Below are 22,493 nucleotides of genomic sequence, written 5' to 3'. Positions count from 1 at the left end.
ACTTCCTGTGTCCCGCCATAGGCCCAGGTCAGCGGAGGGTAAGGACCGTCACAACGAGTCGACGAACAGCTTGTGGATGCGCAGATCGCCCGTCATCTCGGGATGAAACGACGTCGCGAGCATCGGTCCCTGACGCACCGCCACGATGTGGTCGGCCGCGCGGGCCAGCACCTGCACGTCGGGGCCGACGCGCTCGACCCACGGCGCGCGGATGAACACCGCGTGCACCTGGGTGTCGAGACCGTCGAAGTCGATGTCGCCTTCGAAGGAGTCCACCTGGCGGCCGAACGCGTTGCGGCGCACGGTCATGTCGATTCCCTTGAGCGGCAGCGCGGCGCGCCCCTCGACTCCGGCGTCGGCGATCTCGGTGGCCAGCAGGATCATCCCCGCACAGGACCCATAGCAGGGCAACCCTTCGGCGATACGCGCCCGGAGCGGTTCGAGCAGATCGAACTCGCGCAGCAGATGGCTCATTGCGGTGGATTCCCCGCCGGGGATCACCAGAGCGTCGACCGCATCGAGTTCGGCGAGCCGACGCACCGTGCTCGCCTCGGCGCCTGCCGCGCGCAGGGCAGCCAGATGTTCCCTGGTGTCGCCCTGAAGGGCGAGCACTCCTACGTGCTTGCTCATTTTCCTTCCGAAGGCGTGAAATCCCGCTGGTAGCGGGTCAGCCCCTCTTGCATCACGGCCGCCACCATCGCGCCGTCCCGGTTGAATATCTTGCCCTGCGTCAGCGACCGACCCCCGCATGCCGACGGCGACGACTGGTCGTAGAGCAGCCACTCGTCGGCGCGGAAGGGCCGCATGAACCACATGGCGTGGTCCAGGGAGGCCACCATCAGATGTTTGCGCACGTCGAGGTGGTGCACTTGCGCCGAGCCCAGCAAGGTCAGATCGCTCATGTAGGCCAGCGCGCAGATGTGCAGCACGTGATCGTCAGGCAGCGGGTCCCGGTGGCGGAACCACACCTGCTGCTGGGACGCCTTGCCGGGCAAGGTGCTCACCTGGTCGCGCGGCACGATCCGCACGTCCCACTCGGCGAACTGGGCGAACCCCGCATCGTCGAACGCTCCCCCGGACCGGAAGCCGGGCAGGTCGTCCGGCGGCGGCGCCGCGGGCATCGCATCCTGGTGTTCGATACCGGTCTGATCGGTCTGGAACGAGGCCGACATCGAGAAGATCGTCTCGCCGTGCTGGATCGCGCTGACACGGCGCGTGCAGAACGATCCGCCGTCGCGGATGCGCTCCACCAGGTACACCGACGGCGAGCGGGCGTCGCCCGGCCGCAGGAAGTACCCGTGCAGCGAATGCACGTGGAAGCCGGGTTCGACGGTCCGCACCGCGGAGACCAGCGACTGACCGGCTACGTGACCACCGAATGTGCGCTGCAGAAAGCCCGAATCCGGGCTGAACACGCCACCGCGGTAGATGTTGACCTCGAGTTGCTCGAGGTCAAGGATCTCCTCAATTGCCACCTGTCGTGTTTACCAGCCGCGTTCGGCGAGTCTGTGTGGCTGGGGGATGTCGTCGACGTTGATGCCGACCATGGCCTCACCCAGGCCGCGCGACACCTTGGCCAGCACGTCGGGATCGTCGTGGAACGTAGTCGCCTTGACGATCGCCGCCGCCCGCTGCGCCGGGTTGCCGGACTTGAAGATCCCCGAACCGACGAACACGCCCTCGGCGCCGAGCTGCATCATCATCGCCGCATCCGCGGGGGTCGCGATACCACCGGCGGTGAACAGCGTGACCGGCAACTTGCCCGCCTTCGCCACCTCAACCACCAGCTCATAGGGCGCCTGCAACTCCTTGGCCGCCACGAACAGCTCGTCCTCACTCATGGAGGTCAGCCGCCGGATCTCGCCACCGATCTTGCGCATATGGGTGGTCGCATTCGACACATCCCCGGTACCGGCCTCACCCTTGGACCGGATCATCGCCGCACCCTCGGTGATCCGCCGCAGCGCCTCACCCAGATTGGTCGCCCCGCACACGAACGGCACCGTGAAGCGCCACTTGTCGATGTGGTTGGTGTAGTCCGCCGGGGTCAGCACCTCGGACTCGTCGATGTAGTCCACACCCAGGGCCTGCAGGATCTGCGCCTCGACGAAATGCCCGATCCGGGCCTTGGCCATCACCGGGATGGTGACCGCCTCGATGATGCCCTCGATCATGTCGGGGTCACTCATCCGTGACACCCCGCCCTGAGCCCGGATGTCAGCAGGCACCCGCTCCAAAGCCATCACCGCCACCGCACCAGCGGCCTCAGCGATCTTCGCTTGCTCGGGCGTGACCACGTCCATGATCACGCCACCCTTGAGCATCTCAGCCATGCCGCGCTTCACGCGCGCGGTACCGGTCTGATTCGTTGCACCGTTCTGCACCGCGGTTTCCACTGCTATCTCCTCCAAATTTCTACTGATTCAGTCTAATCGAGCTGCCAAATCCATGGAATCCGCATCAGCGGATGGCTTGCAGCTCGCGGTGCGCAGGTCCCCGCGTGCTCGTCTGCCCATCGGGCCAGTGTTCGGCCAGGTCAACCGCCTGCTCCAACAGCTCACCCAACTGCAACGGATACACGGTCTCCCCGCCGGCGACCAACTCGGCGATCATTGTTGCATCGCACCAGCGGTGGCCGTGGATGTAACGACGTTCCAGGGTGGTCCGGCCCGACGCCGAAGGTTCGAACCGCGCCGTGCGGTGGATGAAGAAGTACTCCTCGCTGCGGATCACCGATGCATTGAAGTCGATCACCGCGTCGCGGCGCCATACCGGTCCGATCAATGCAGCCGGGTCCACACGCAGGCCGGTCTCCTCGGCGAGTTCGCGCACCGCGGCGGCAAGGAGATCCTCCCCGTGCTGCACTGCGCCCCCGACGGTGAACCACCAGCGTGGCGCCGGCTTGTCCGGTGCGTCGATCGCCGGGTCGCTGCCCCGCAGCAGCAGCACTGCGCCGGATTCGTCGAGCAGCACCACCCGTGCCGACGTGCGTCGGCTGACGGGACCCGCAGTGCTGCTCGACGCGTCGGCACGCTCGGCGATCTCGAAATAGGTCGGCAGCGCCGCGGTGCCGCCCAGCCGCAGGGTGCGCACCGCGGGCCGTTCGCGCAACGCCAGGGTGTCGCGGACGGCGTCGTTGTGGAAGCGCCGCGCCAGCAGCACCCGCGCTTCGGCGTCGGCCAGCTCGGCGACCAGCGCCACCGGCAGCGAGGCCGGGTCGACGGCTGCGAGCGCGGCCGACAGATCGTTCTCGGCGGTTTCCCGGGCCGACCGGGGTGCTCGCTCCGCGGCGTCGGCGAGAGCGGCCAGCCGTCTGCCCGGTGGGCCGCCCGCATAGGCGTCGACGGCGACGGCCCGGGCCACCACGGCGCGGCGGGCCAGGGCGCTGTCGAGGGCCTGCCACGACAGGTCGTAGCGCACATGCAGCCGGTCGAGGCGGTTGGCCGTCTGGAACGCCCACATCCCCACCAGCAGCAGCACCACGACCAGCAGGATCAGCAGGCCGACGATGATCTCCGCGGTCATGAGGCCGAACCTCCCGCCGCGGCACTCCTGGCCGCGGCACCGGCGACACGCACCTTGGTCCCCAATCCTGCGACGGTTTCGTACACCCGCATGATCTCGCCGGCCACCACCGACCAGTCGAAACGGCCGACGTACTCGGTGGCGGCCGCGATGTAGCGGGCCCGCGTCGTGTCGTCGGCGAGCATCTCGATGAGTCCGTCGGCAAGAGCGTCCGCGTCATCCACCGGCACCAACCGGCCCACGCGACCGTCATCGAGGACACGCCGGAAGGCATCCAGATCGCTGGCCACCACCGCCGTGCCCGCCGCCATCGCCTCGACCAGCACGATGCCGAAGCTCTCGCCACCGAGATTGGGCGCGCAGTACACGTCGGCGCTGGCCATCGCCGACGCCTTGGTGGCGTCGTCGACCTGGCCCAGGAACCGCAGGTGCGACGCGAGCTCGCCGGCCTGTTCCCGCAAGTCGTCCTCGTCGCCTCGCCCGACGATGAGGATCTCCACATCGGGGAACCGCTCAACCAGTCTCGGCAGGGAGCCCAGCAGCACGGCCATCCCCTTGCGGGGTTCGTCGAACCGGCCGAGGAACAACACCGTGCAACCCGGGCGCGGATAGCCGTCCAGCATCGGAGCCTCGGCGAACGACGCCACGTCGACTCCGTTGGGAATCTCCACCGCGTCGGACCCGAGTGCCTCCATCTGCCAGCGCCTGGCCAGATCCGATACGGCGATGCGGCCGACGATCTTCTCGTGTAGCGGACGCAGGATGCCCTGGAACACCGACAGGGTCAGCGATTTCGTCGTGGAAGTGTGAAACGTCGCGACGATCGGTCCCTCGGCGATGTTCAGCGCGAGCATCGACAGGCTCGGCGCGTTGGGCTCGTGCAGGTGCAGCACGTCGAAGTCGCCGCGCAGCAGCCACTTCTTGACCATGCGGTGCGTGGCAGGCCCGAACCGCAACCGGGCCACCGAGCCGTTGTACGGGATCGGCACGGCCTTGCCGCCCGACACCACATAGTCGGGGAGTTTGACGTGGGGCGACGAGGGTGCGAGGACGCTGACCTCGTTGCCGGCCTCACGCATCACCTCGGCGAGTTGCAGCACATGGGATTGCACGCCGCCGGGCACGTCGAAGGAGTAGGGGCAGACCATCCCGATTCGCATGGCTCAGGTCCGTCGCTTCCTCGCGCAGGCGCTCATCAGGTGCCCAACCGGGCGCGGCGCTCATCGGAGAGGTCCGCGATCCACTGCGGCTGCAACATGTGCCAGTCGGCGGGGTGCGCGGCGATGTTCTTCGCGAACTGATCGGCCAGCGCCTGCGTGATGATCCTGACGTCCCCCGAGGACGTGTCGAGCGGGTCGAAGATCTCGACGACGCAGTCGTCGCCGTCGTAGTAGACGTGCGTCGGGTACAGCGGCGCGCCGGTCTCGATAGCGAGCTTGGCCGATCCGGCGGGCATCAGGGTGGGTTCGCCGAAGAATTCGACCTCGACACCGCTGCGCGTCAGATCCCGCTCGGCCATCAGGCATACGAACCTGTTGGCGCGCAAACGCTCGGAGAGCAACTCGAACGGTGGCCGTTCCCCGCCCGACAGCGGGAACACCTCGAAGCCGAGGCTCTCGCGGTACTCGATGAAGCGCCGGTACAGCGACTCGGGCTTGAGCCTTTCGGCCACTGTGGCGAAGGTGCCGTACTTGCTCACCAGCCACACCCCGGCCATGTCCCAGTTCCCGCTGTGCGGCAGCGCGAGAATGCCACCGCGGCCGGCGTCATGGCCGACCTTGAGGTTGTCCGCGCCGATCACCACCTCATCGAGGCGCCGGGCGACGGCAGGCAGGTTCATCGACGGCAGTCGAAATGCTTCGCGCCAGTAACGCGCGTAGGACGCCAGCGATTTCCGCATGAGCTCGTCGGGCACGTCGGCCGGTGCCACCCCGATGACGCGGGCCAGGTTCTTGCGCAGTTGGTCGGGCCCGCCACCGAGGGACGCGTACCACGCGCCTGCCTCGAACATGTTGCGGGCCACCAACTCCGGCATGGTGCGCACCAATTGCCAGCCCGCCGCGTAACCCATGTCGGTCATCTGTCCGCTGAGCGGGATCCGGCTGATGATCGTCACAGTTCGCTCTGCTCGTTCGATTCGGTGGGCTGGGACGGGTTGAGCGGCTCCATGGCGCCGGGCGAGGTGCGCACCGCGTGCAGACGCTGCGCGACGGTGACGATGCTGGCGACGGCGAGCAGCCACATGGCGACGTCGACGAGCCACGGCACGTGCAGGAAGGGCACGCCGGACAGCCCGGCACCGACCAGGACGATGACCAGACGCTCGGGGCGCTCGATGATGCCGCCGTCGCCGCGCAGGCCGCTGGCCTCGGCACGGGCCTTGATGTAGGAGATCACCTGGGAGGTCACCAGGCAGATCAGTGTGGCGACGACCAGAGCCGGGCTGCCCAGGCCGAAGGCCGCCCACCACAGCAGGCCGGCGAACACCGCGCCGTCGGCGATCCGGTCGCAGGTGGCGTCGAGCACAGCTCCGAACCGGGTGCCGCCGCCGCGCTCACGGGCCATGGCGCCGTCGAGCATGTCGGCGAGCACGAACACGAACACCGCGAAGGCGCCCCACCACAGCTGGCCGATCGGGAAGAGCGTCAGGGCGGCTGTGACCGAGCCGGCGGTGCCCACGATGGTGACGATGTCGGGGGTAAGGCCCGCTCGCAGCGCGGCCTTGGCCACCGGACGGGACAGCTTGACGTAGGCGGCCCGGCTCATCAGGAACAGGTTGCTCACCGCTGCACTCCCGCCGGACCCGGCTGCTTGGCCCACTCCGTGGCCAGCAGCGCGCGCGTCTCGCGCAGCAACTGCGGAATCACCTTGGCGCCGCCGATGATCGTGATGAAGTTCGCGTCGCCGCCCCAGCGCGGCACCACGTGCATGTGCAGATGCTCGGCCAGCGAACCGCCCGCCGACGTGCCCAGGTTGAGCCCCACGTTGAAGCCGTGCGGTCGGGACACCGCTTTGATCACCCGAATCGCCTTCTGCGTGAACGCCATCAGCTCGGCGCTCTCCTCGGCGGTGAGGTCCTCCAACTCCGACACCCGCCGGTAGGGCACCACCATCAGATGCCCGGGGTTGTACGGGTACAGGTTCAGCACGGCGTACACCTGTTGCCCGCGGGCCACCATCAGGCCGTCTTCGTCGGACAGTTCCGGGATGTCGGTGAACGGTTCGGACGATCCGGCCGACCCGACCTTGTTGTCGCCCTTGACCGCATCGGCGATGTAGCTCATGCGGTGCGGGGTCCACAATCGCTGCAGGTGGTCGGGATCGCCGACCCCGTGGTCGACGATCCTCCGCTCGTCCGGATCCGTCACGTCGGGGCTACCTCGCTCTTCGCGCAAGCGCTCATCGCGGTTACCTTGTTGACCAATTCGGCTGTGGGAACGGCATTCTCACGCCGTTCGATCCACTCGGCGATGGCGTCGAACGCCTGCTCGCGGGGCACACCGTTGATCTGGGTACGGTCTCCGAACCGGAACGAAACGGCGCCCGCCTCCACATCCTTGTCCCCCGCCAACAGCATGAACGGCACCTTCTGGTTGGTGTGGTTGACGATCTTCTTGGCCATCCGGTCGTCGCTGGCATCCACCTCGACGCGGATCCCGCGCGACTTCAGCTGGGCGGCAACGTCGTACAGGTAGTCCACGTGCGCGTCGGCAACCGGGATACCGACCACCTGCACCGGCGCGAGCCAGGCCGGGAACGCGCCCGCGTAGTGCTCGGTGAGTACCCCGAAGAACCGCTCGATGGACCCGAACAGCGCCCGGTGGATCAGCACGGGCCGCTGCCGGCTGCCGTCGGCGGCGGTGTATTCCAGCTCGAACCGGTCGGGCATGTTGAAGTCCAGCTGGATCGTCGACATCTGCCAGTTGCGCCCCAGCGCGTCCTTGACCTGCACCGAGATCTTGGGGCCGTAGAACGCCGCGCCGCCCGGGTCGGGCACCAGGTCCAGCCCGGAGGCCTCGGCCACCTCACGCAGGGTGTTGGTGGCCTCCTCCCAGATCTCGTCGGAGCCGACGTACTTCTCCGGGTCCTTGGTGGACAGCTCCAGGTAGAAGTCGTCGAGGCCGTAGTCGCGCAGCAGGTCCAGCACGAACTGCAGCAGCCGGGTGAGCTCGTCGCGCATCTGCTCACGCGTGGTGTAGATGTGCGCGTCGTCCTGGGTCATGCCGCGCACCCGGGTCAGGCCGTGGACGACGCCGGACTTCTCGTAGCGGTAGACGCTGCCGAACTCGAAGAGCCGCAACGGCAATTCACGATAGGAGCGGCCCCGCGACCGGAAGATCAGGTGGTGCATGGGGCAGTTCATGGGCTTGAGGTAGTAGTCCTGCCCCGGCTTGCGGACCGAACCATCCTCGTTGAACTCCGCGTCGATGTGCATCGGCGGGAACATGCCGTCGGCGTACCACTCCAGGTGCCCCGAGGTGATGTAGAGGTTCTCCTTGGTGATGTGCGGGGTGTTGACGAACTCGTAGCCCGCCTCCAGGTGCTTGCGGCGCGAGTAGTCCTCGAGCTCGCGCCGCACGACGCCGCCCTTCGGATGGAAAACCGGTAGGCCCGAACCCAACTCGTCGGGGAAGCTGAACAGGTCGAGTTCCACGCCGAGCTTTCGGTGATCGCGGCGCTGCGCCTCCTCGATGAGCTCGAGGTGTTTGTCGAGGGCTTCCTGGGATTCCCAGGCGGTGCCGTAGATGCGCTGCAGGCTCGCGTTGTTCTGGTTGCCCCGCCAGTAGGCCGCGGAGCTGCGGGTCAGCTTGAACGCCGGGATGTGCTTGGTGGTCGGGATGTGCGGGCCGCGGCACAGGTCTCCCCAGACGCGTTCCTTGGTGCGGGGGTTGAGGTTGTCGTAGGCGGTCAGCTCGTCGCCGCCGACTTCCATCACCTCGGGATCGTCGGCCCCGGACTTGTCGTCGACCAGTTCCAGCTTGTACGGCTCGCCTGCGAGTTCCCGACGGGCTTCGTCCTTGGACTCGTAGACCCGCCGGTCGAACAGCTGACCGTCCTTGACGATCTTCTGCATCCGCTTCTCGAGCTTCTCCAGATCCTCGGGCGTGAACGGCTGCGGGACGTCGAAGTCGTAGTAGAAGCCGTCGACGATGGGCGGCCCGATCCCGAGCTTGGCCTCGGGGAAGAGATCCTGCACGGCCTGCGCGAGCACGTGGGCGCACGAGTGCCGGATGACGCTGCGGCCGTCCTCGGTGTCGGCGGCCACCGGGGTCACCTCGACGTCGGCGTCGGGCACCCAGGACAGGTCACGCAGGCGGCCGTCGGCGTCGCGCACCACCACGACGGCGTCGACGGCGCCGCGCTGCGGCAGTCCTGCCTCGCGGACCGCCGCCCCGGCGGTGGTCCCGGCAGCGACCCGGATCGGGGCTGCGGGGGCGGAGCTGGCGGCGGCGCTCATCGGGGACTCTCCTATGGTTGCGGGGCGCAATACGATCGCGACCATGCTATCGGTGGGGCGACCCGCGCCCCGAGCCCGATGGGGTCAAGGCTGCCCTGGTTTGAGCCGCACAAACAGTGCCTCGGCCTCTGTGAGCACGTCCTCGCCGTTGCGGAGCCGTCCGACGACGAAGATCTTGCGGCCGTCGATACGGTCAATACCCGCCTCGACCTGCAGTTCTTTCTCGATCGGCACGATCTTGCGGTAGTCGACGTGCAGGTAGGCCGTGCGCTGGTAGGGGTTGCGGGTGAGTTTGGCCGCGGTGAAGCCGAGCAGTGAATCGAACATCAGGGACAGCTGGCCGCCGTGCACCGCGCCGTTGCGGCCGAGGTGGAACCGTCGGAAGTACGCCGTGCCCGCGATCCGCTGGTCGGCGGTGACGTGCAGCTGCGTCGGCACCGTAGAGACGCTGCCGCGGTTGGGCAGGTCCATGCGCCGGCCCGACGGTGAGTTCCATTCGTCGGCGTCGTATGGCGCCAGCAGGGCCGACACCTTCTCGATCAGGTCGGCGGCCTCGCTGATCACCGCGTCGGGCGCGTCGGCGGCCTTGGCGTGGTCCTGCAGCGTGCGCACTGCCTCGACGAAGCGGCCGTAGTCGGGTCCACCGCGGGTCGTGGGATCCGGCGGGTTGAATCCTCCGCCGGGGTGCGCGCTGTCAGTGGACACCCCGTCACCGTATTGCCTGCGGTCTCCCGATCCGGAGGTGACATGGTGGTGCGCGTGAAAGTGAGCGACGCACCAGCCGCCCCGCGCAGGGTGAACCTGCGCGTCGTCACTGTCTCGGTGCTGGCCGCGGGCCTGCTGAGCGGCTGCACCGACGTGGTGTCGGGCGCTGCCAATCGTGCGCAGTCCCACCCCGTCGTGCCGGCCCGAACCCTGCTGCTGGCCGAGGGCACCCGGACACCGGCCGGACCCGCATCGCAGATTCCGTTGGGGACGAGCTACTTCACCGCGGCCCAGCCCCAGGAATGCACGGCGGCAACCCTGTTCCTCGGTTCGCCTCTGATCCCGCCCGGTGCGGCCGATCACGCCGAGACCGGGTACCGCACGTCGGGCGGGGTGATGATGGCCGAGACGGTGAGCACCTACGAGGAGGATCTCGATGTTCCCGCGGTGGTGCGCGACGGGTCGAGCGCGGTGTCGGGCTGCACGACCAACGCCGTGGGCATCTCGCCGACCGGACCGTCCCGGGCGATGCGGCTCGAAGCGGTGACCACACCCGCCGACGGCGTGCTGACGTGGGCGATGACCCGGCCGGGGTGGAACTGCGACTACGGGTTGGCAGTGACTTCGCGTGCGGCACTGGCGCTTTCGGTGTGCGATTACCAGCCGGGATTTCAGATGGGCGACTGGGCCAAGCAGCGCCGCGACCAGTTGATGAAGCAGAACGTCTGACGCACCCGGTGGCAGTTCACTTGCCAGACGCCCATTACAGGTATGCCGTGCACGTGCAGCTGTCAGACTGCCCGCCATGACCGACGTCGCCCAGAACGCACCCACAGCCGAACGTAGCCGCACCGGCCTGTCTGCCGACGCCCTGCGGCGCGGCATCGTCGACCACCTGCGGTATTCGATCGGCCGTCCGGCCGCCGCCCTGCGCCCGGAGCACTACTACCGCGCGCTGGCGCTGGCAGTGCGGGACCGCATGCAGGACAACCGGGTCGCGTCGACCCAGACGTCGCTCGATCTGGGCCGTAAGGTCACCTGCTATCTGTCGGCCGAGTTCCTGATGGGACCGCAGCTGGGCGCCAATCTGCTGAACCTGCAGATCGAATCCGCGGCCCGCGCCGCGCTGGCCGAGCTCGGTCAGGATCTCGACGAGGTGCTGGCCCGCGAAGAGGAGCCGGGCCTGGGCAACGGTGGCCTCGGCCGGCTCGCGGCGTGCTATCTGGATTCGCTGGCGACGCTGGAGCGACCGGCGATCGGTTATGGCATTCGCTACGAGTTCGGCATCTTCGACCAGGAGATCCACGACGGCTGGCAGGTCGAGAAGACCGACAACTGGCTCGACAACGGAAACCCTTGGGAGATCGCCAAACCCGATGTGAGCTATGAGGTGAACTGGGGCGGCTTCGCCGAGCACTACACCGACGAGGCCGGGCATGACCGCGTGCGGTGGGTGCCGGGGCGCGTGATCAAGGGCGTCGCCTACGACACCCCCATCCAGGGCTACGGCGTGAAGACGTGCAACGTGCTGACGCTGTGGAGCGCCCGGGCCGTCAAGTCGTTCGCCCTCGAGGCGTTCAACACCGGCGACTACTACAAGGCCGTCGAGGACGAGGTCACCTCGGAGACCGTGACCAAGGTGCTCTATCCCAACGACGAGCCCGAGGCAGGCAAGCGTCTGCGTCTGCTGCAGCAGTACTTCTTCGTATCCTGCTCACTGCAGCACGTGCTGCACATCCTCGACGACCTGGCCGACGTTTCGGTGCACGAGCTGCCCGAGCGGTTCGCGTTGCAGCTCAACGACACTCACCCGTCGATCGGGGTGGCCGAGCTGATGCGGCTGCTGGTCGACGAGCGGCAGCTGAGCTGGGACGAGGCGTGGGACATCACCGTCGCCTCCTTCGGCTACACCAACCACACCCTGCTGCCGGAGGCACTGGAGACCTGGCCGCTGGGCATGTTCGGAGAATCGCTGCCGCGACACCTGGAGATCATCTACGAGATCAACCGCCGCTTCCTCGACGAGGTTGCCGCCAAGTTCCCGGGTGACGCCGACCGGCTGCGCCGGATGTCGCTGATCGGTGAGGACAACGGCAAGAGCGTACGGATGGCGCATCTGGCCACCGTCGGCAGCCATGCCGTCAACGGCGTCGCGGCACTGCACTCGGAACTGCTGAAATCCAGTGTCCTCAAAGACTTCTACGAGCTGTGGCCCGAGCGGTTCTCCAACAAGACCAACGGTGTGACGCCGCGCCGGTTCCTGGCGCTGGCCAACCCGGGGTTACGCAGCCTGCTCGACGACACCATCGGCGACGGCTGGCTGCAGGATCTGACCAAGCTGCGCGGACTGGAGGCCTACGCCGACGATCCCGCGTTCCGCGCCCAGTGGCGAGCTGTCAAGCGGGACAACAAGGCCCGGTTGGCGGCGTACGTCGCGTCGACGGCCGGAGTGGAGCTGAACCCCGACTGGCTGTTCGACATCCAGGTCAAGCGCATTCACGAGTACAAGCGCCAGCACCTCAACGTGTTGAACATCGTCACGCAGTACCACCGTCTCAAGCAGAATCCCGGGCTGGATATCGTGCCCCGTGCCTTCGTGTTCGGCGGTAAGGCCGCGCCCGGCTATTTCCTGGCCAAGCGGATCATCAAGCTCATCAACGCCGTCGGCGAGACGGTGAACAACGATCCGGACGTCAACCGGTTCCTCAAGGTCGCCTTCGTGCCGAACTTCAACGTGCAGAACGCGGAGTTCATCTACCCGGCTGCCGATGTCTCCGAACAGATCTCGACTGCCGGCAAGGAAGCCTCGGGCACCGGCAACATGAAGTTCATGATCAACGGTGCGCTGACCATCGGCACCCTCGACGGCGCCAACGTCGAGATGCGCGACGAGGTCGGCGCCGAGAACTTCTTCCTGTTCGGCCTGACCGTCGACGAGGTTGAGCAGATCAAGCGGGACGGCTACCGACCGTCGGACTACGTGGCGGGCAATCCAGAACTCGCAGCGGTTCTCGACCTGATCGCCGACGGCACCTTCTCCCACGGTGACACCGACGTGTTCCGGCCGTTGGTCGACAACCTGCGCCATGACGACCCGTTCCTCGTGCTGGCCGACTACGCCTCCTATGTCGAATGCCAGGAGCGGGTCAGCACCGCGTGGCGCGACACGGAGGCGTGGACCCGCATGTCGATCATGAACACCGCGCGCAGCGGCAAGTTCTCGTCGGACCGGGCGATCACCGAGTACTGCGACGACATCTGGGGCGTCATCCCGGTGACCGTCACGGATTAGGCGCCGCGGCTTGGTACCCCGGGTGTTCGTGGTGGCCGGTGTTTTGATCGTGGCGATCATCTGAGACGCCATCGCCGCCGGGGCTCCGGGCTATTCGGTGCCGAACGCGAAAATTGTTGTCGAGGCGTAGGTTTGGCCTGGATTGAGGATGGTCGACGGGAAGCTCGGCTGGTTGGGCGAGTCGGGGAAGTGTTGTGTTTCCATCGTGAAGCCCGCGCCTTGCCGGTAGATGTGGCCGCTGGTGCCGGTGAACGCGCCGACCAGGAAGTTCGACGTGTAGAACTGCACCCCGGGCTCGGTCGTGGAGACGGTCAAGGTGCGACCGGTCTGGGGATCCTCGGCCTTGGCCGCCTGCACCAGGCCGGTGTCGTTGCCGCGGTTGATCACCCAGTTGTGGTCGTAACCGTGCGCCAGTAACAGTTGAGGGTCGTCGGCGGTGATGTGCGCGCCGATCGGGGTCGGTGCCGTGAAGTCGAACGGCGTGCCTTTCACCGGGGCGATCTGGCCGGTCGGGATCTGCGTGGCATCGGTCGGGGTGTAGTTGTCGGCGTTGAGGGTGAGCTTGTGGTCGTAGATGTTGAGCGCGTCCTCCCCCGCCAGGTTGAAGTAGCTGTGATTGGTCAGATTGACCACGGTCGGAGCATCGGTGGTCGCGTGATAGTCGATGCGCAGTTGGTTGTTCTGATCCACGGTGTAGGTGACCGTGGTGGTCAGTGCTCCTGGATACCCCATTTCACCTGCCGGACTGAGGTATTGGAGTTTGAGACCGACGCTGCCGTTGGCGTTCTGCGGGGTGGCCTGCCACACCTTCGAGTCGAATCCGACGGCGCCGCCGTGCAGGCTGTTGCCGTTGTTGTTGATCGGAACGTGATGCTGCGTGCCGTTGAGCGAGAAGGCGCCCTTGGCGATCCGGTTGCCGTAGCGGCCGATGATGGCCCCGAAGTACGTCTTGGCGTCACCGGTGTTGTCGAGATATCCCTCCAGATTCGGGAAACCGAGCACCACGTTGTTGGCGTGCCCGTTGCGGTCGGGAACGTCGATCGACTGAATGATGCCGCCGTAGTTGAGAATTCGCACCTGCATGCCGTGCCCGCTGTCGAGCGTGTAGCGGGTCACCGGAGCGCCGCCCGCTTGGCCGAACGCTTCCTCGGCGATGGACGGCGCCTGGGACTGCGCAGACTCTTTGGTGCTGTTCCCGCCGCCGTTGGTGGTGGTGCTGCACGCCGTCATACCCGCCACACCGACGATTGCCATCAGTCGAAGTAAACCTCGTCCACGCATGATCCTCCCCATCTCAGCGAATTCACCTGTGTACAAGCATTGTCCGCGCGCCAGCGAGCTGCGACACGACTTTTGACCGGATCCCAGGTGCCGTCCTCGCTCAGCGCCACGGCTCCTCCGCAGGTCACATGCGCTTTCTCGGCGGTGATCAGAATGCAGAATTCCTACGGGCGATTCGGCCGTGTTCGCCGCTCAGCGCACCTCGACCGAACTGGGTTCGCGCGGCGCGCCCAGCATGTCACGGTGCGACGGCGGGACCCGGCCACCCTCGTCGGTGATCCCGTAGCGGTGGGCGAGTTCGGCACCGATGACGGTATGGCCCGATAATGCGGCCAACTCAGGATCGTGATAGAGCGCGTTGATCAAATACCCTGTGAATTGCGGGGTTTCGGCGTGCTCGGCGGTCTTGGCGAGGGCCTCGGGGTGTCCGTCGAACGCAGCGCGCAGTTTCTCGGTGAGCAGGATGCCCATCCAGATCGACACTGTGGCCACGCCGGTGCCCCGGAAGTCGACCGCCATGTCGGCGGCGAGCTTGTCCACACCGGCCTTTTGGGCCCCGTAGGCCGGGCCGTGCATGTAGCACACCGAACCCGGCGATGAGGTGAACGCGATCAGCCCCTTGTCCGCGGCGAGCAGCAGTGGCGCGGCGTACCAGGAGGCGATGTAGGCCGAGCGCAGCCCGACATCGAGCACGTCGGCCAACGCAATCGGTTTCTCCCAGAACGGCTTCGGGCTGGTGAGTTCATCGTGGACGGCGGCGGCGTTGTTGACCAGGAGGTCCAGCCGGCCGTGCTCGGCCGCGATCCGCTCGAACAGCGCGCCCACCGCCGCGTCGTCGGCGTGGTCGAGTGGCACGGCGATGGCGCCGTCCGCATCGGTCACGGTCCGACTCGTGGCATACACCTGCCAACCAGAGGCGATCAGCGCCGCCGCGATGCCTCGGCCCGCGCCACGGCTCGCTCCGGTGACGACGGCAACCGGATTGTCCATGCTCCGAAACTACCTGGCAGCCGAAATCCTCCGCGAGCGTGCCGCCGGCGCCGCGTCGTCGCTACTTCCCGAAGCCCGCCTTGCGCAAGGCATCAGCCATCGAGCCTGAAGGCGGGTTCGCCTCCCGGCGCCGCGAGTCATTGCCGCGACCGCGTGCCTGGTTACCGCGAGCCTGATTGCCGCCGTCGCGGCGGTTGTTGCCACCGCCGCGGTTCTGGTTGCCGCCACGGTTGTCCGCGCCACGCTCGGGTTTCTTGCCCTGCTCACGCTCCGGGGTGTCGTTGAGGCGCAGCGTCAAGCTGATCCGCTGGCGGTCCACGTCGACGTCGAGCACCTTGACCCGCACGACCTGGCCGGACTTCACCACCTCGTGAGGATCGGAGATGAAGCGGTCGGCCATGGCTGAGACGTGGACCAGGCCGTCCTGGTGCACGCCCACATCAACGAACGCCCCGAAGGCCGCCACGTTGGTCACCACGCCTTCGAGGACCATGCCCGGCTTGAGGTCGCCGACCTTCTCCACGCCCGCGGCGAACGTGGCCGTGGAGAACGCGGGCCGCGGGTCGCGCCCGGGCTTCTCCAGCTCGCCCAGGATGTCGGTGACGGTGGGTACACCGAACCGCTCGTCGGCGAAGTCGGCGGGTTTGAGCGACCGCAGGGTCCGCTCGTTGCCGATCAGCTCGGTCAGCGTCACCCCGGAGCGGTCCAGGATCTTGCGGACCACCGGGTAGGACTCGGGGTGCACGCCGGAGGCGTCCAGCGGGTCTTCCCCGTCGCGGATCCGCAGGAATCCTGCGCACTGTTCGAAAGCCTTGGGACCCAGCCGGGGAACGTTGAGCAGCGCCTTGCGGCTCCGGAACGCACCCGAGCTCTCGCGGTGCGCCACGATGGCGGCGGCCAGCGATTCGGTGACCCCGGACACCCGGGCCAGCAAGGGCACAGAGGCGGTGTTGAGATCCACGCCGACCGCGTTCACGGCGTCCTCGACGACCGCGTCGAGGCTGCGAGCCAGGGAGCCGGGTGTGACGTCGTGCTGGTATTGCCCGACGCCGATGGACTTGGGGTCGATCTTCACCAGCTCGGCCAGTGGGTCCTGCAGCCGGCGCGCGATCGAGACCGCACCGCGCAGCGTCACGTCGAGTTCGGGCAGTTCCTGGGCGGCATAAGCCGACGCCGAGTACACCGACGCCCCGGCCTCACTCACCATCGCCTTGGTGGGCGCGGGTGCGCCTGCCGCGCGGATGTCTGCGATGAGTTCGGCTGCCAGCGCATCGGTTTCGCGTGATGCGGTGCCGTTGCCGACGGCGATCAGCTCGACACCGTGCCGCGCGACCAGGGCGGCGAGCGTCGCCTTGGCCTGATCCCACTGCTTCTGCGGCTGATGCGGGAAGATCGCGCACGTGTCGACCACCTTGCCGGTGGCGTCCACCACGGCCACCTTCACGCCGGTGCGGAAGCCCGGATCGAGTCCGAGTGTGGTGCGGGTGCCCGCGGGGGCGGCCAGCAGCAGGTCCTTGAGGTTGCGCGCGAATACCGCCACAGCCTCGTCCTCGGCCCGCTGCCGCAGCCGCATCCGGGCGTCGACGGCTGCCGAGATCATCAGCTTGGCCCGCCAGGCCAGCCTGACGGTGGTCGCCAGCCACGGCGTGGCGGGAGCGTTGGCCGCCAGGTCGATGCCGAGCGACTTGGCGATCATGGCTTGGTAGATCTCGTCGTCGCCGCCGTCGAAGGTCAGCGCAAGCGCTTCCTCCTTCTCGCCGCGCAGCACGGCCAGCACGCGGTGCGACGGCATGTTCTCCAGCGGCTCGGAGAACTCGAAGTAGTCGCGGAACTTCTGGGCCGCAGGACTTTTCGCAGCCTCCTCCGACCACGGAGCGGTCCGCAGCGCCCCGTCGGCCCAGAACTTCTCACGGCTCGCGCCGACCAGCTCGGCGTCCTCGGAGGCCCGCTCGATGAGGATGTGGCGCGCGCCGTCGAGGGCGGCGGCAGCGTCGGCGACGTTCTCGTTGACGAACTCCGCGGCCAGCTCGTCGGGCACCAGCGTCGGGTCGGCCAGTAGCCGGTCGGCCAGCGGTTCCAGGCCCGCTTCTTTGGCGATCTGCGCCTTGGTGCGCCGCTTGGGCTTGTAGGGCAGGTAGATGTCCTCAACCCGCGCCTTGGTGTCCGCCGCGAGCAACGCCGCCCGCAACTCGTCGGTCAGCTTGCCCTGTTCCTCGATGGACGCCAGCACCGCTTCGCGACGCTGATCGAGCTCCCGCAGGTAGCCCAGGCGTTCTTCCAGCGTGCGGAGCTGGCCGTCGTCGAGACTGCCCGTGACCTCCTTGCGGTATCGGGCGATGAACGGAACCGTCGCGCCCTCGTCGAGCAGTGCGACGGCAGCTGCCACCTGGCGCTCCCCGACCGAGAGTTCTTCGGCGATGCGTGCGGTTACCGACTTGACGGCGCTCTGAGTCACGTCGGAGGACCCTACCGAATCGGGCCGACAGCCCCCGGCGAGGCGGGTGGGTGTTTCCAGTCGGTTAAAAGCACTCGCAGCTCTTGACGTGAGCCACGCCACAGCGTAAAGATTCACTACTAAAGCTTTAAAAATGAATCAATCACTCTCGACGAAGGCATCCCCATGACCGTCCTGCCAGAAACCACGCCCACGACCGTCCGCCGCAATCCCGAGGCGACGCCCCTGATCAGTGCCGGCGATCTGCCGCCGGCCGGGCAATTCATCGATGGCGCGTTCCGGCCGAGCACCTCGGAGGCCACCCTCGACGTGGTCGACCCCTGCCACGAGACCGTGCTCGCCCAGGTGCCTGACGGCACTGTCGCCGACGTCGAGGTGGCCGTCGCCGCGGCACGCGCAGCCCAACGGGCATGGGGCGCACTCACCCCCAAGGAACGCTCGCTGATCCTGCTGCAGATCGCCGACCGCGTCGCCGAGCACCACGACCTGCTCGTCAACCTGGAATCGGCCAACACCGGCAAGCCGTTCGAGGTGGCCCGCGACGACGTGGCCGGCACCATCGACACCTTCCGGTTCTTCGCAGGCGCGGCGCGGGCCACCACCTCGCAAGCCGCAGGCAACTACGCCGCCGACCATCTGTCGGTCATCGTGCGCGAACCGCTCGGCGTGATCGGCGTGGTCACCCCGTGGAACTACCCGCTGCTGATGGCGGCGTGGAAGATCGCCCCGATCCTGGCCGCGGGAAACACCTTGGTGCTCAAGCCATCCGAGATCACCCCGCTGACCACGTGCAAGTTCGCCGAACTGGTCGCCGATCTGCTGCCCGCAGGCGTGCTCAACATCGTCACCGGCACCGGCCCCGTCGTCGGCGCCGCCCTGGCCGAGCACCCCGGCGTCGACATGATCGCGCTCACCGGGTCGGTCAACAGCGGAAAAGCCGTGGCCCGCGCGGCCGCAGAGTCGCTCAAGCGGGTGCACCTCGAACTCGGCGGCAAGGCGCCCGTGGTCATCTTCGAGGACGCCGACCTGCCCGCGGCAGCGTCGTCGATCCGCGCCGCGGGCTACTGGAACTCCGGGCAGGAATGCGGCGCGGGATGCCGCGTGCTGGTGCACGAGTCGGTCGCCGACGCGTTCGTCGAGCACCTGGTCAAGGAGGTCAGCTCATTCACGGTCGGTGAACCCGGCGCCGGTGACGACGTCGAGATCGGCCCATTGGTGTCGCGAGCCCACTTCGACCGCGTCCGCGGCTACCTGCAACGGGCCAAGGACGCGGGTATCCGTGCGGCCGTGGGTGGTTCGGCCCTCGAAGGCCCTGGCTTCTTCATCGCCCCGACCGTGCTGGTCGGCCTCGACAGTGACGCGGAGGCCGCCCGCCAAGAGATCTTCGGCCCCGTGGTGACCGTCGAAACCTTCTCCGACGAACACGAGGCCGTCACCCGGGCCAACGCCACCACATACGGACTGTCGGCGTCGGTGTTCACCGAAAACGCCAAGCGCAGCCATGACATCGCCGGCAAGCTCGACGCGGGCACCGTATGGGTCAACTCCCACCTGGTGCTGGCCACCGAAGCCCCTTGGGGCGGCGTCAAAGGCTCCGGATACGGACGCGACCTGTCGATCTACGCCCTCGACGACTACTCGCGCACCAAACACGTCATGCACAACCACGGCCGCTGATCACTCCCACCCACCCTCGTCGGAAGGCCCTGTCCGCCATGCCCACCCACACCTACGCCGTACCCCCGATCAGCCACACCACCTACCAGCCATGGACCAACTGGGGTGGAAACCAGACCTGCACACCGGCTTTCACCGTCGCACCGCGCGACGAGCAGGAGGTCCTCGACGTCGTCCGGTTCGCGATCAAACAGGGCCTGCCGGTCCGGGCCGTGGGGGCCGGGCACTCGTTCACCCCGATCGTCACCACCGGCGGGGTCCTGATCAACACCGACGCGCTGACCGGGTTGACAGGCGTCGACGTCGCCCGCAACCGGGTCCGGCTGCGCGGCGGTACCCGACTCAAGGACATCGGCGATCCGCTGTGGGAGCACGGGCTGTCACTGACCAACCAGGGCGACATCGTCGAACAGTCGATCTCGGGTGCGCTGGCCACCGCGACGCACGGCTCCGGTATCCGGCAGACCAGCTTCTCCGGCCGGTTGCGCTGGGCCCGAATTGTCAACGGACACGGCGAGATCGTCGAAGTCGGCGAGGACGACCTGAACACGTTGCTGGCGGCCCAGGTCGCGCTCGGCACTCTCGGAATCATGACCGAGGTCGAGCTGGAAGCCTCCCCGCGCTACTACCTCGCCGAGGAGGTCAGCTACCCGCACTGGGACGAGATCAAGGCCAATCTCGCAGACAATGTCGCCAACCTGCGGCACTACTCGTTCCTGTGGTGCCAGACCGAAGCCTCTCCGGCTCTCTACGAGTTACCCTGTCCCCCGGGACTTCCCATGACCAACCGGGCGTATCAGAAGATCTACCGGGAAGTCGAGATCAACGAACCCGAGGGAATCAGCACCACCCCGGGCGCCCGCGTCGACCGGTCCTACCGGATCTACGACATGGGCGGCATGACGCTGCCGTTCCACGAACTCGAGTACTACGTGCCTGCCGAACACAGCCTGGAAGCCATCGAGGCTCTGCAGCAGCTGATCCTCACCAAGTACCCGAATGAGCTGTACCCGATCGAAGTCCGTTGGGTCGGGCCCGAAGACGGCTACCTGTCGCCCTTCTACAAGCGCGAGACCAACGTGCTGTCCGTCTCGGGGCATCCGGGTACCGACTACTGGCCGTACCTGCGCGACGTAGACGCACTCCTGGAAGACTTCGGCGCCCGCCAGCACTGGGGCAAGCTGCACTTCCTGACCCGCGAGCGCATCGAGAAGCAATATCCCGAATACGACAAGTTCGTCGCCGTACGCCGTGAATTCGATCCCAACGGCGTGTTCCTCAACGACAGTCTGCGTCAGCTCGTCGGCTGACCGACTCCCCACCCTTCGTCGAAAACCAAGGAATACCAACGATGTCCACTGCCAAGAGCTCCGATGACGAGATGCTCGCCGAGCTCGGCTATAAAGCCGAGCTCGACCGCTCGTGGTCGGGCTTTCACAACTTCGCCATCTCCTTCTCCGTCATCTCCATCCTCAGCGGCCCGTTCATCAGCTTCTTCATCGGCTGGAACAACGGTGGTCCGATGGCCATCAGCTGGGGCTGGCCCATCGTCAGCGCGCTGATCCTCATCGTGGGACTGTGCATGGGCGAGCTGGTCTCGGCCATGCCCACCTCCGGTGGCATGTACTTCTGGGCCGTAAAACTGGGCTCGTTGCGCTCCAGCTATTTCACCGGCTGGCTGGATTTCCTCGGCCTGCTGGCCATCGTGGCCGCAGTGTCTTACGGCGCGGCCAGTTTCATCGACATCACGATCTCCGCCTACAGCCCGACCTGGGCGGCAGGCTATTCGCTCACGCGGGTGTTCCTGATCTTCATCGGGGTGCTCATCATCGTCACCCTGCTCTCGATCTTCTCCAGCCACCTGCTGGCCATCTTCAACAGCATCTCGGTGTGGTGGCATGTCGTGGGTGTCGCGGCAGTCATCGCGATCCTGATCTTCATCCCGGACCACCACGCCAGCGTCTCGGATGTCTTCACGCAGCGGATCAACAACACCGGCATGTTCGGCGGCAGCACGTCGAACCTCGGGTTCCTGTTCCTGGTGCTGCCGTTGTCGATGATCCTGCCCCAGTTCACCGTCACCGGATACGACGCGTCGTGCCACATGTCGGAGGAGACCGTCGGCGCGGCGGGTTCGGCGGCCAAGGGCATCTGGCAGGCCATCCTGTACTCGGCGATCGGCGGCTGGATCCTGCTGCTGAGCTTCCTGTTCGCCGTGCAGGACCCGGACGCCGTCAGCGCCGGCGGCGGATCCGTGGTGACGGTGCTCAACCAAGCGCTGGGCGCCCCATGGATCGGCATCGTTCTGGTGATATCGACTGTCGGCCAATGCTTCTGCGCCATGGCCTGCATGACCTCGACCACCCGCATGCTGTTCGCGTTCAGCCGGGACGGCGCTGTCCCCGGTGCCCGGTTCTGGACTCGGCTGAACAGCAAGAACGTACCGCTCTACAGCGTGGCCCTGGTCGCCGTACTCGCCATCGTGTTGACCCTGCCCGCACTGGTCGAGGTCGACGTCAATGGGGCTCCGGTACCGGTGGCCTTCAACGCCGTCGTCTCCATCGGTGTCGTCGGCCTCTACCTGGCGTTCGCGATTCCGATCTACCAGCGCTGGCGCAAGGGATCTGCCTTCAAGGCAGGCAGCTGGAATCTGGGCCAGAAGTACAAGTGGCTGTGCGCGATCGCCGTCGTCGAGATCGGGATCACCACCGTCATCGCCATGCTGCCCACCTCGTCGGGCGGTGTGCCGTGGAACGCGAGCTTCGAGTGGAAGTACCTCAACTACACCCCGTTGGTCGTCGGCGGCACCCTGCTCGCGCTGTGGCTGGCCTGGCAGTTGCGGGTCAAGCACACCTACACCGGTCCGCGCAGCACCATCAACCTGCCCGCCGGAGTCGGATCGGCTGACGAGCTCGAATTCGAATACGAAGAACACCATCCCGGCCACCATCACCATGGGTCGCAGCACGAGGCAACCGCCGCCGCGAAGACTCCCGCCGGGCCGTGGGAATGAGGGCAGGCCGTTAACGACACCGCAGGCCACACCCCGCCGGGCACCGCCCCGGCGGGGTCGCTGGTGTTAGCCTGCGGCTACGAGGACGGTGAGTGAG

Annotated in this window: 18 protein-coding genes; 5 read left to right on the top strand and 13 right to left on the bottom strand. The window is 67.1% G+C overall.

Going from position 1 to position 22,493, the window contains the following annotated elements:
* Positions 1-48 precede the first annotated feature (48 nt).
* From pdxT to A5784_RS35480, 10 genes are all read right to left on the bottom strand, one after another.
* Entirely contained in the window at positions 49-630 is a 582-nt protein-coding gene (gene pdxT, locus A5784_RS35525) for a pyridoxal 5'-phosphate synthase glutaminase subunit PdxT (protein WP_064949536.1), read from the bottom strand.
* Positions 627-1,475, bottom strand: a complete 849-nt coding sequence (tesB, locus tag A5784_RS35520) for an acyl-CoA thioesterase II (protein WP_064949535.1) — start codon at positions 1,473-1,475, stop codon at positions 627-629. The genes pdxT and tesB overlap by 4 nt, the downstream gene beginning before the upstream one ends.
* A gap of 9 nt (positions 1,476-1,484) precedes the next feature.
* A complete protein-coding gene (gene pdxS, locus A5784_RS35515) occupies positions 1,485-2,396 on the bottom strand; it encodes a pyridoxal 5'-phosphate synthase lyase subunit PdxS (protein WP_064949534.1) in 912 nt (303 codons plus the stop codon).
* Positions 2,397-2,460: 64 nt separating this feature from the next.
* Positions 2,461-3,525, bottom strand: a complete 1,065-nt coding sequence (locus A5784_RS35510) for an NUDIX hydrolase (RefSeq protein ID WP_064949533.1) — start codon at positions 3,523-3,525, stop codon at positions 2,461-2,463.
* Positions 3,522-4,685, bottom strand: coding sequence for a glycosyltransferase family 4 protein (locus A5784_RS35505; protein WP_064949532.1), 1,164 nt, complete (start codon positions 4,683-4,685; stop codon positions 3,522-3,524). Before A5784_RS35505 ends, A5784_RS35510 begins: the two co-directional genes overlap by 4 nt.
* A 35-nt stretch (positions 4,686-4,720) precedes the next feature.
* Positions 4,721-5,641: a phosphatidylinositol mannoside acyltransferase gene (locus tag A5784_RS35500; protein WP_064949531.1), complete on the bottom strand. Its 921-nt coding sequence runs from the start codon at positions 5,639-5,641 to the stop codon at positions 4,721-4,723.
* A complete protein-coding gene (pgsA, locus tag A5784_RS35495) occupies positions 5,638-6,309 on the bottom strand; it encodes a phosphatidylinositol phosphate synthase (RefSeq protein ID WP_064949530.1) in 672 nt (223 codons plus the stop codon). Before pgsA ends, A5784_RS35500 begins: the two co-directional genes overlap by 4 nt.
* Positions 6,306-6,893: an ATP adenylyltransferase gene (locus A5784_RS35490; RefSeq protein WP_064949529.1), complete on the bottom strand. Its 588-nt coding sequence runs from the start codon at positions 6,891-6,893 to the stop codon at positions 6,306-6,308. Before A5784_RS35490 ends, pgsA begins: the two co-directional genes overlap by 4 nt.
* Positions 6,890-8,983: a threonine--tRNA ligase gene (gene thrS / locus A5784_RS35485; RefSeq protein WP_064949528.1), complete on the bottom strand. Its 2,094-nt coding sequence runs from the start codon at positions 8,981-8,983 to the stop codon at positions 6,890-6,892. Before thrS ends, A5784_RS35490 begins: the two co-directional genes overlap by 4 nt.
* Positions 8,984-9,067: 84 nt before the next feature.
* Positions 9,068-9,688 carry a PaaI family thioesterase gene (locus A5784_RS35480; RefSeq protein ID WP_064949527.1) on the bottom strand — a complete coding sequence of 207 codons (621 nt, stop codon included), beginning with the start codon at positions 9,686-9,688 and terminating at the stop codon, positions 9,068-9,070.
* Positions 9,689-9,748: 60 nt separating this feature from the next.
* Here A5784_RS35480 and A5784_RS35475 point away from each other — a divergent pair, with 60 nt between their 5' ends.
* Entirely contained in the window at positions 9,749-10,417 is a 669-nt protein-coding gene (locus A5784_RS35475) for a hypothetical protein (RefSeq protein WP_232006378.1), read from the top strand.
* 76 nt (positions 10,418-10,493) lie between these two features.
* Positions 10,494-12,980, top strand: a complete 2,487-nt coding sequence (locus A5784_RS35470; protein ID WP_064949525.1) for a glycogen/starch/alpha-glucan phosphorylase — start codon at positions 10,494-10,496, stop codon at positions 12,978-12,980.
* A gap of 90 nt (positions 12,981-13,070) precedes the next feature.
* On the opposite strand, the gene A5784_RS35465 is transcribed toward A5784_RS35470, so the two are convergent.
* The 3 genes from A5784_RS35465 to A5784_RS35455 all read right to left on the bottom strand — a co-directional run bounded on the left by A5784_RS35465 (position 13,071) and on the right by A5784_RS35455 (position 17,706).
* A complete protein-coding gene (locus A5784_RS35465) occupies positions 13,071-14,234 on the bottom strand; it encodes an aldose epimerase family protein (RefSeq protein ID WP_232006377.1) in 1,164 nt (387 codons plus the stop codon).
* Between the two features lie 219 nt (positions 14,235-14,453).
* On the bottom strand, positions 14,454-15,251 hold the full coding sequence (locus tag A5784_RS35460) for an SDR family NAD(P)-dependent oxidoreductase (RefSeq protein WP_064949523.1): 798 nt from the start codon (positions 15,249-15,251) through the stop codon (positions 14,454-14,456).
* Between the two features lie 61 nt (positions 15,252-15,312).
* Positions 15,313-17,706 carry a Tex family protein gene (locus A5784_RS35455; RefSeq protein ID WP_064949522.1) on the bottom strand — a complete coding sequence of 798 codons (2,394 nt, stop codon included), beginning with the start codon at positions 17,704-17,706 and terminating at the stop codon, positions 15,313-15,315.
* A 165-nt stretch (positions 17,707-17,871) separates the two neighbouring features.
* Here A5784_RS35455 and A5784_RS35450 point away from each other — a divergent pair, with 165 nt between their 5' ends.
* From A5784_RS35450 to A5784_RS35440, 3 genes are read left to right on the top strand one after another with little or no spacing between them, the layout of a single operon-like run.
* On the top strand, positions 17,872-19,383 hold the full coding sequence (locus tag A5784_RS35450; protein ID WP_064949521.1) for an aldehyde dehydrogenase family protein: 1,512 nt from the start codon (positions 17,872-17,874) through the stop codon (positions 19,381-19,383).
* Positions 19,384-19,421: 38 nt separating this feature from the next.
* Positions 19,422-20,693 carry a D-arabinono-1,4-lactone oxidase gene (locus A5784_RS35445; protein WP_064949520.1) on the top strand — a complete coding sequence of 424 codons (1,272 nt, stop codon included), beginning with the start codon at positions 19,422-19,424 and terminating at the stop codon, positions 20,691-20,693.
* Positions 20,694-20,734: 41 nt separating this feature from the next.
* Positions 20,735-22,396, top strand: a complete 1,662-nt coding sequence (locus A5784_RS35440; protein WP_064949519.1) for an amino acid permease — start codon at positions 20,735-20,737, stop codon at positions 22,394-22,396.
* Positions 22,397-22,493 lie beyond the last annotated feature (97 nt).

This window comes from Mycobacterium sp. 852013-50091_SCH5140682 (assembly GCF_001665685.1).
Classification (GTDB): Bacteria; Actinomycetota; Actinomycetes; order Mycobacteriales; family Mycobacteriaceae; genus Mycobacterium.
This window is presented reverse-complemented; position numbering and strand designations above follow the sequence as displayed.

Excerpts from the sequence above, each read along its gene's own strand:
- pdxT (WP_064949536.1), bottom strand. The coding sequence starts at position 630 with ATGAGCAAGCACGTAGGAGTGCTCGCCCTTCAGGGCGACACCAGGGAA.
- A5784_RS35510 (WP_064949533.1), bottom strand. The coding sequence starts at position 3,525 with ATGACCGCGGAGATCATCGTCGGCCTGCTGATCCTGCTGGTCGTGGTG.
- A5784_RS35505 (WP_064949532.1), bottom strand. The coding sequence starts at position 4,685 with ATGCGAATCGGGATGGTCTGCCCCTACTCCTTCGACGTGCCCGGCGGC.
- thrS (WP_064949528.1), bottom strand. The coding sequence starts at position 8,983 with ATGAGCGCCGCCGCCAGCTCCGCCCCCGCAGCCCCGATCCGGGTCGCT.
- A5784_RS35470 (WP_064949525.1), top strand. The coding sequence starts at position 10,494 with ATGACCGACGTCGCCCAGAACGCACCCACAGCCGAACGTAGCCGCACC.
- A5784_RS35465 (WP_232006377.1), bottom strand. The coding sequence starts at position 14,234 with ATGGCAATCGTCGGTGTGGCGGGTATGACGGCGTGCAGCACCACCACC.
- A5784_RS35460 (WP_064949523.1), bottom strand. The coding sequence starts at position 15,251 with ATGGACAATCCGGTTGCCGTCGTCACCGGAGCGAGCCGTGGCGCGGGC.
- A5784_RS35450 (WP_064949521.1), top strand. The coding sequence starts at position 17,872 with ATGACCGTCCTGCCAGAAACCACGCCCACGACCGTCCGCCGCAATCCC.
- A5784_RS35445 (WP_064949520.1), top strand. The coding sequence starts at position 19,422 with ATGCCCACCCACACCTACGCCGTACCCCCGATCAGCCACACCACCTAC.
- A5784_RS35440 (WP_064949519.1), top strand. The coding sequence starts at position 20,735 with ATGTCCACTGCCAAGAGCTCCGATGACGAGATGCTCGCCGAGCTCGGC.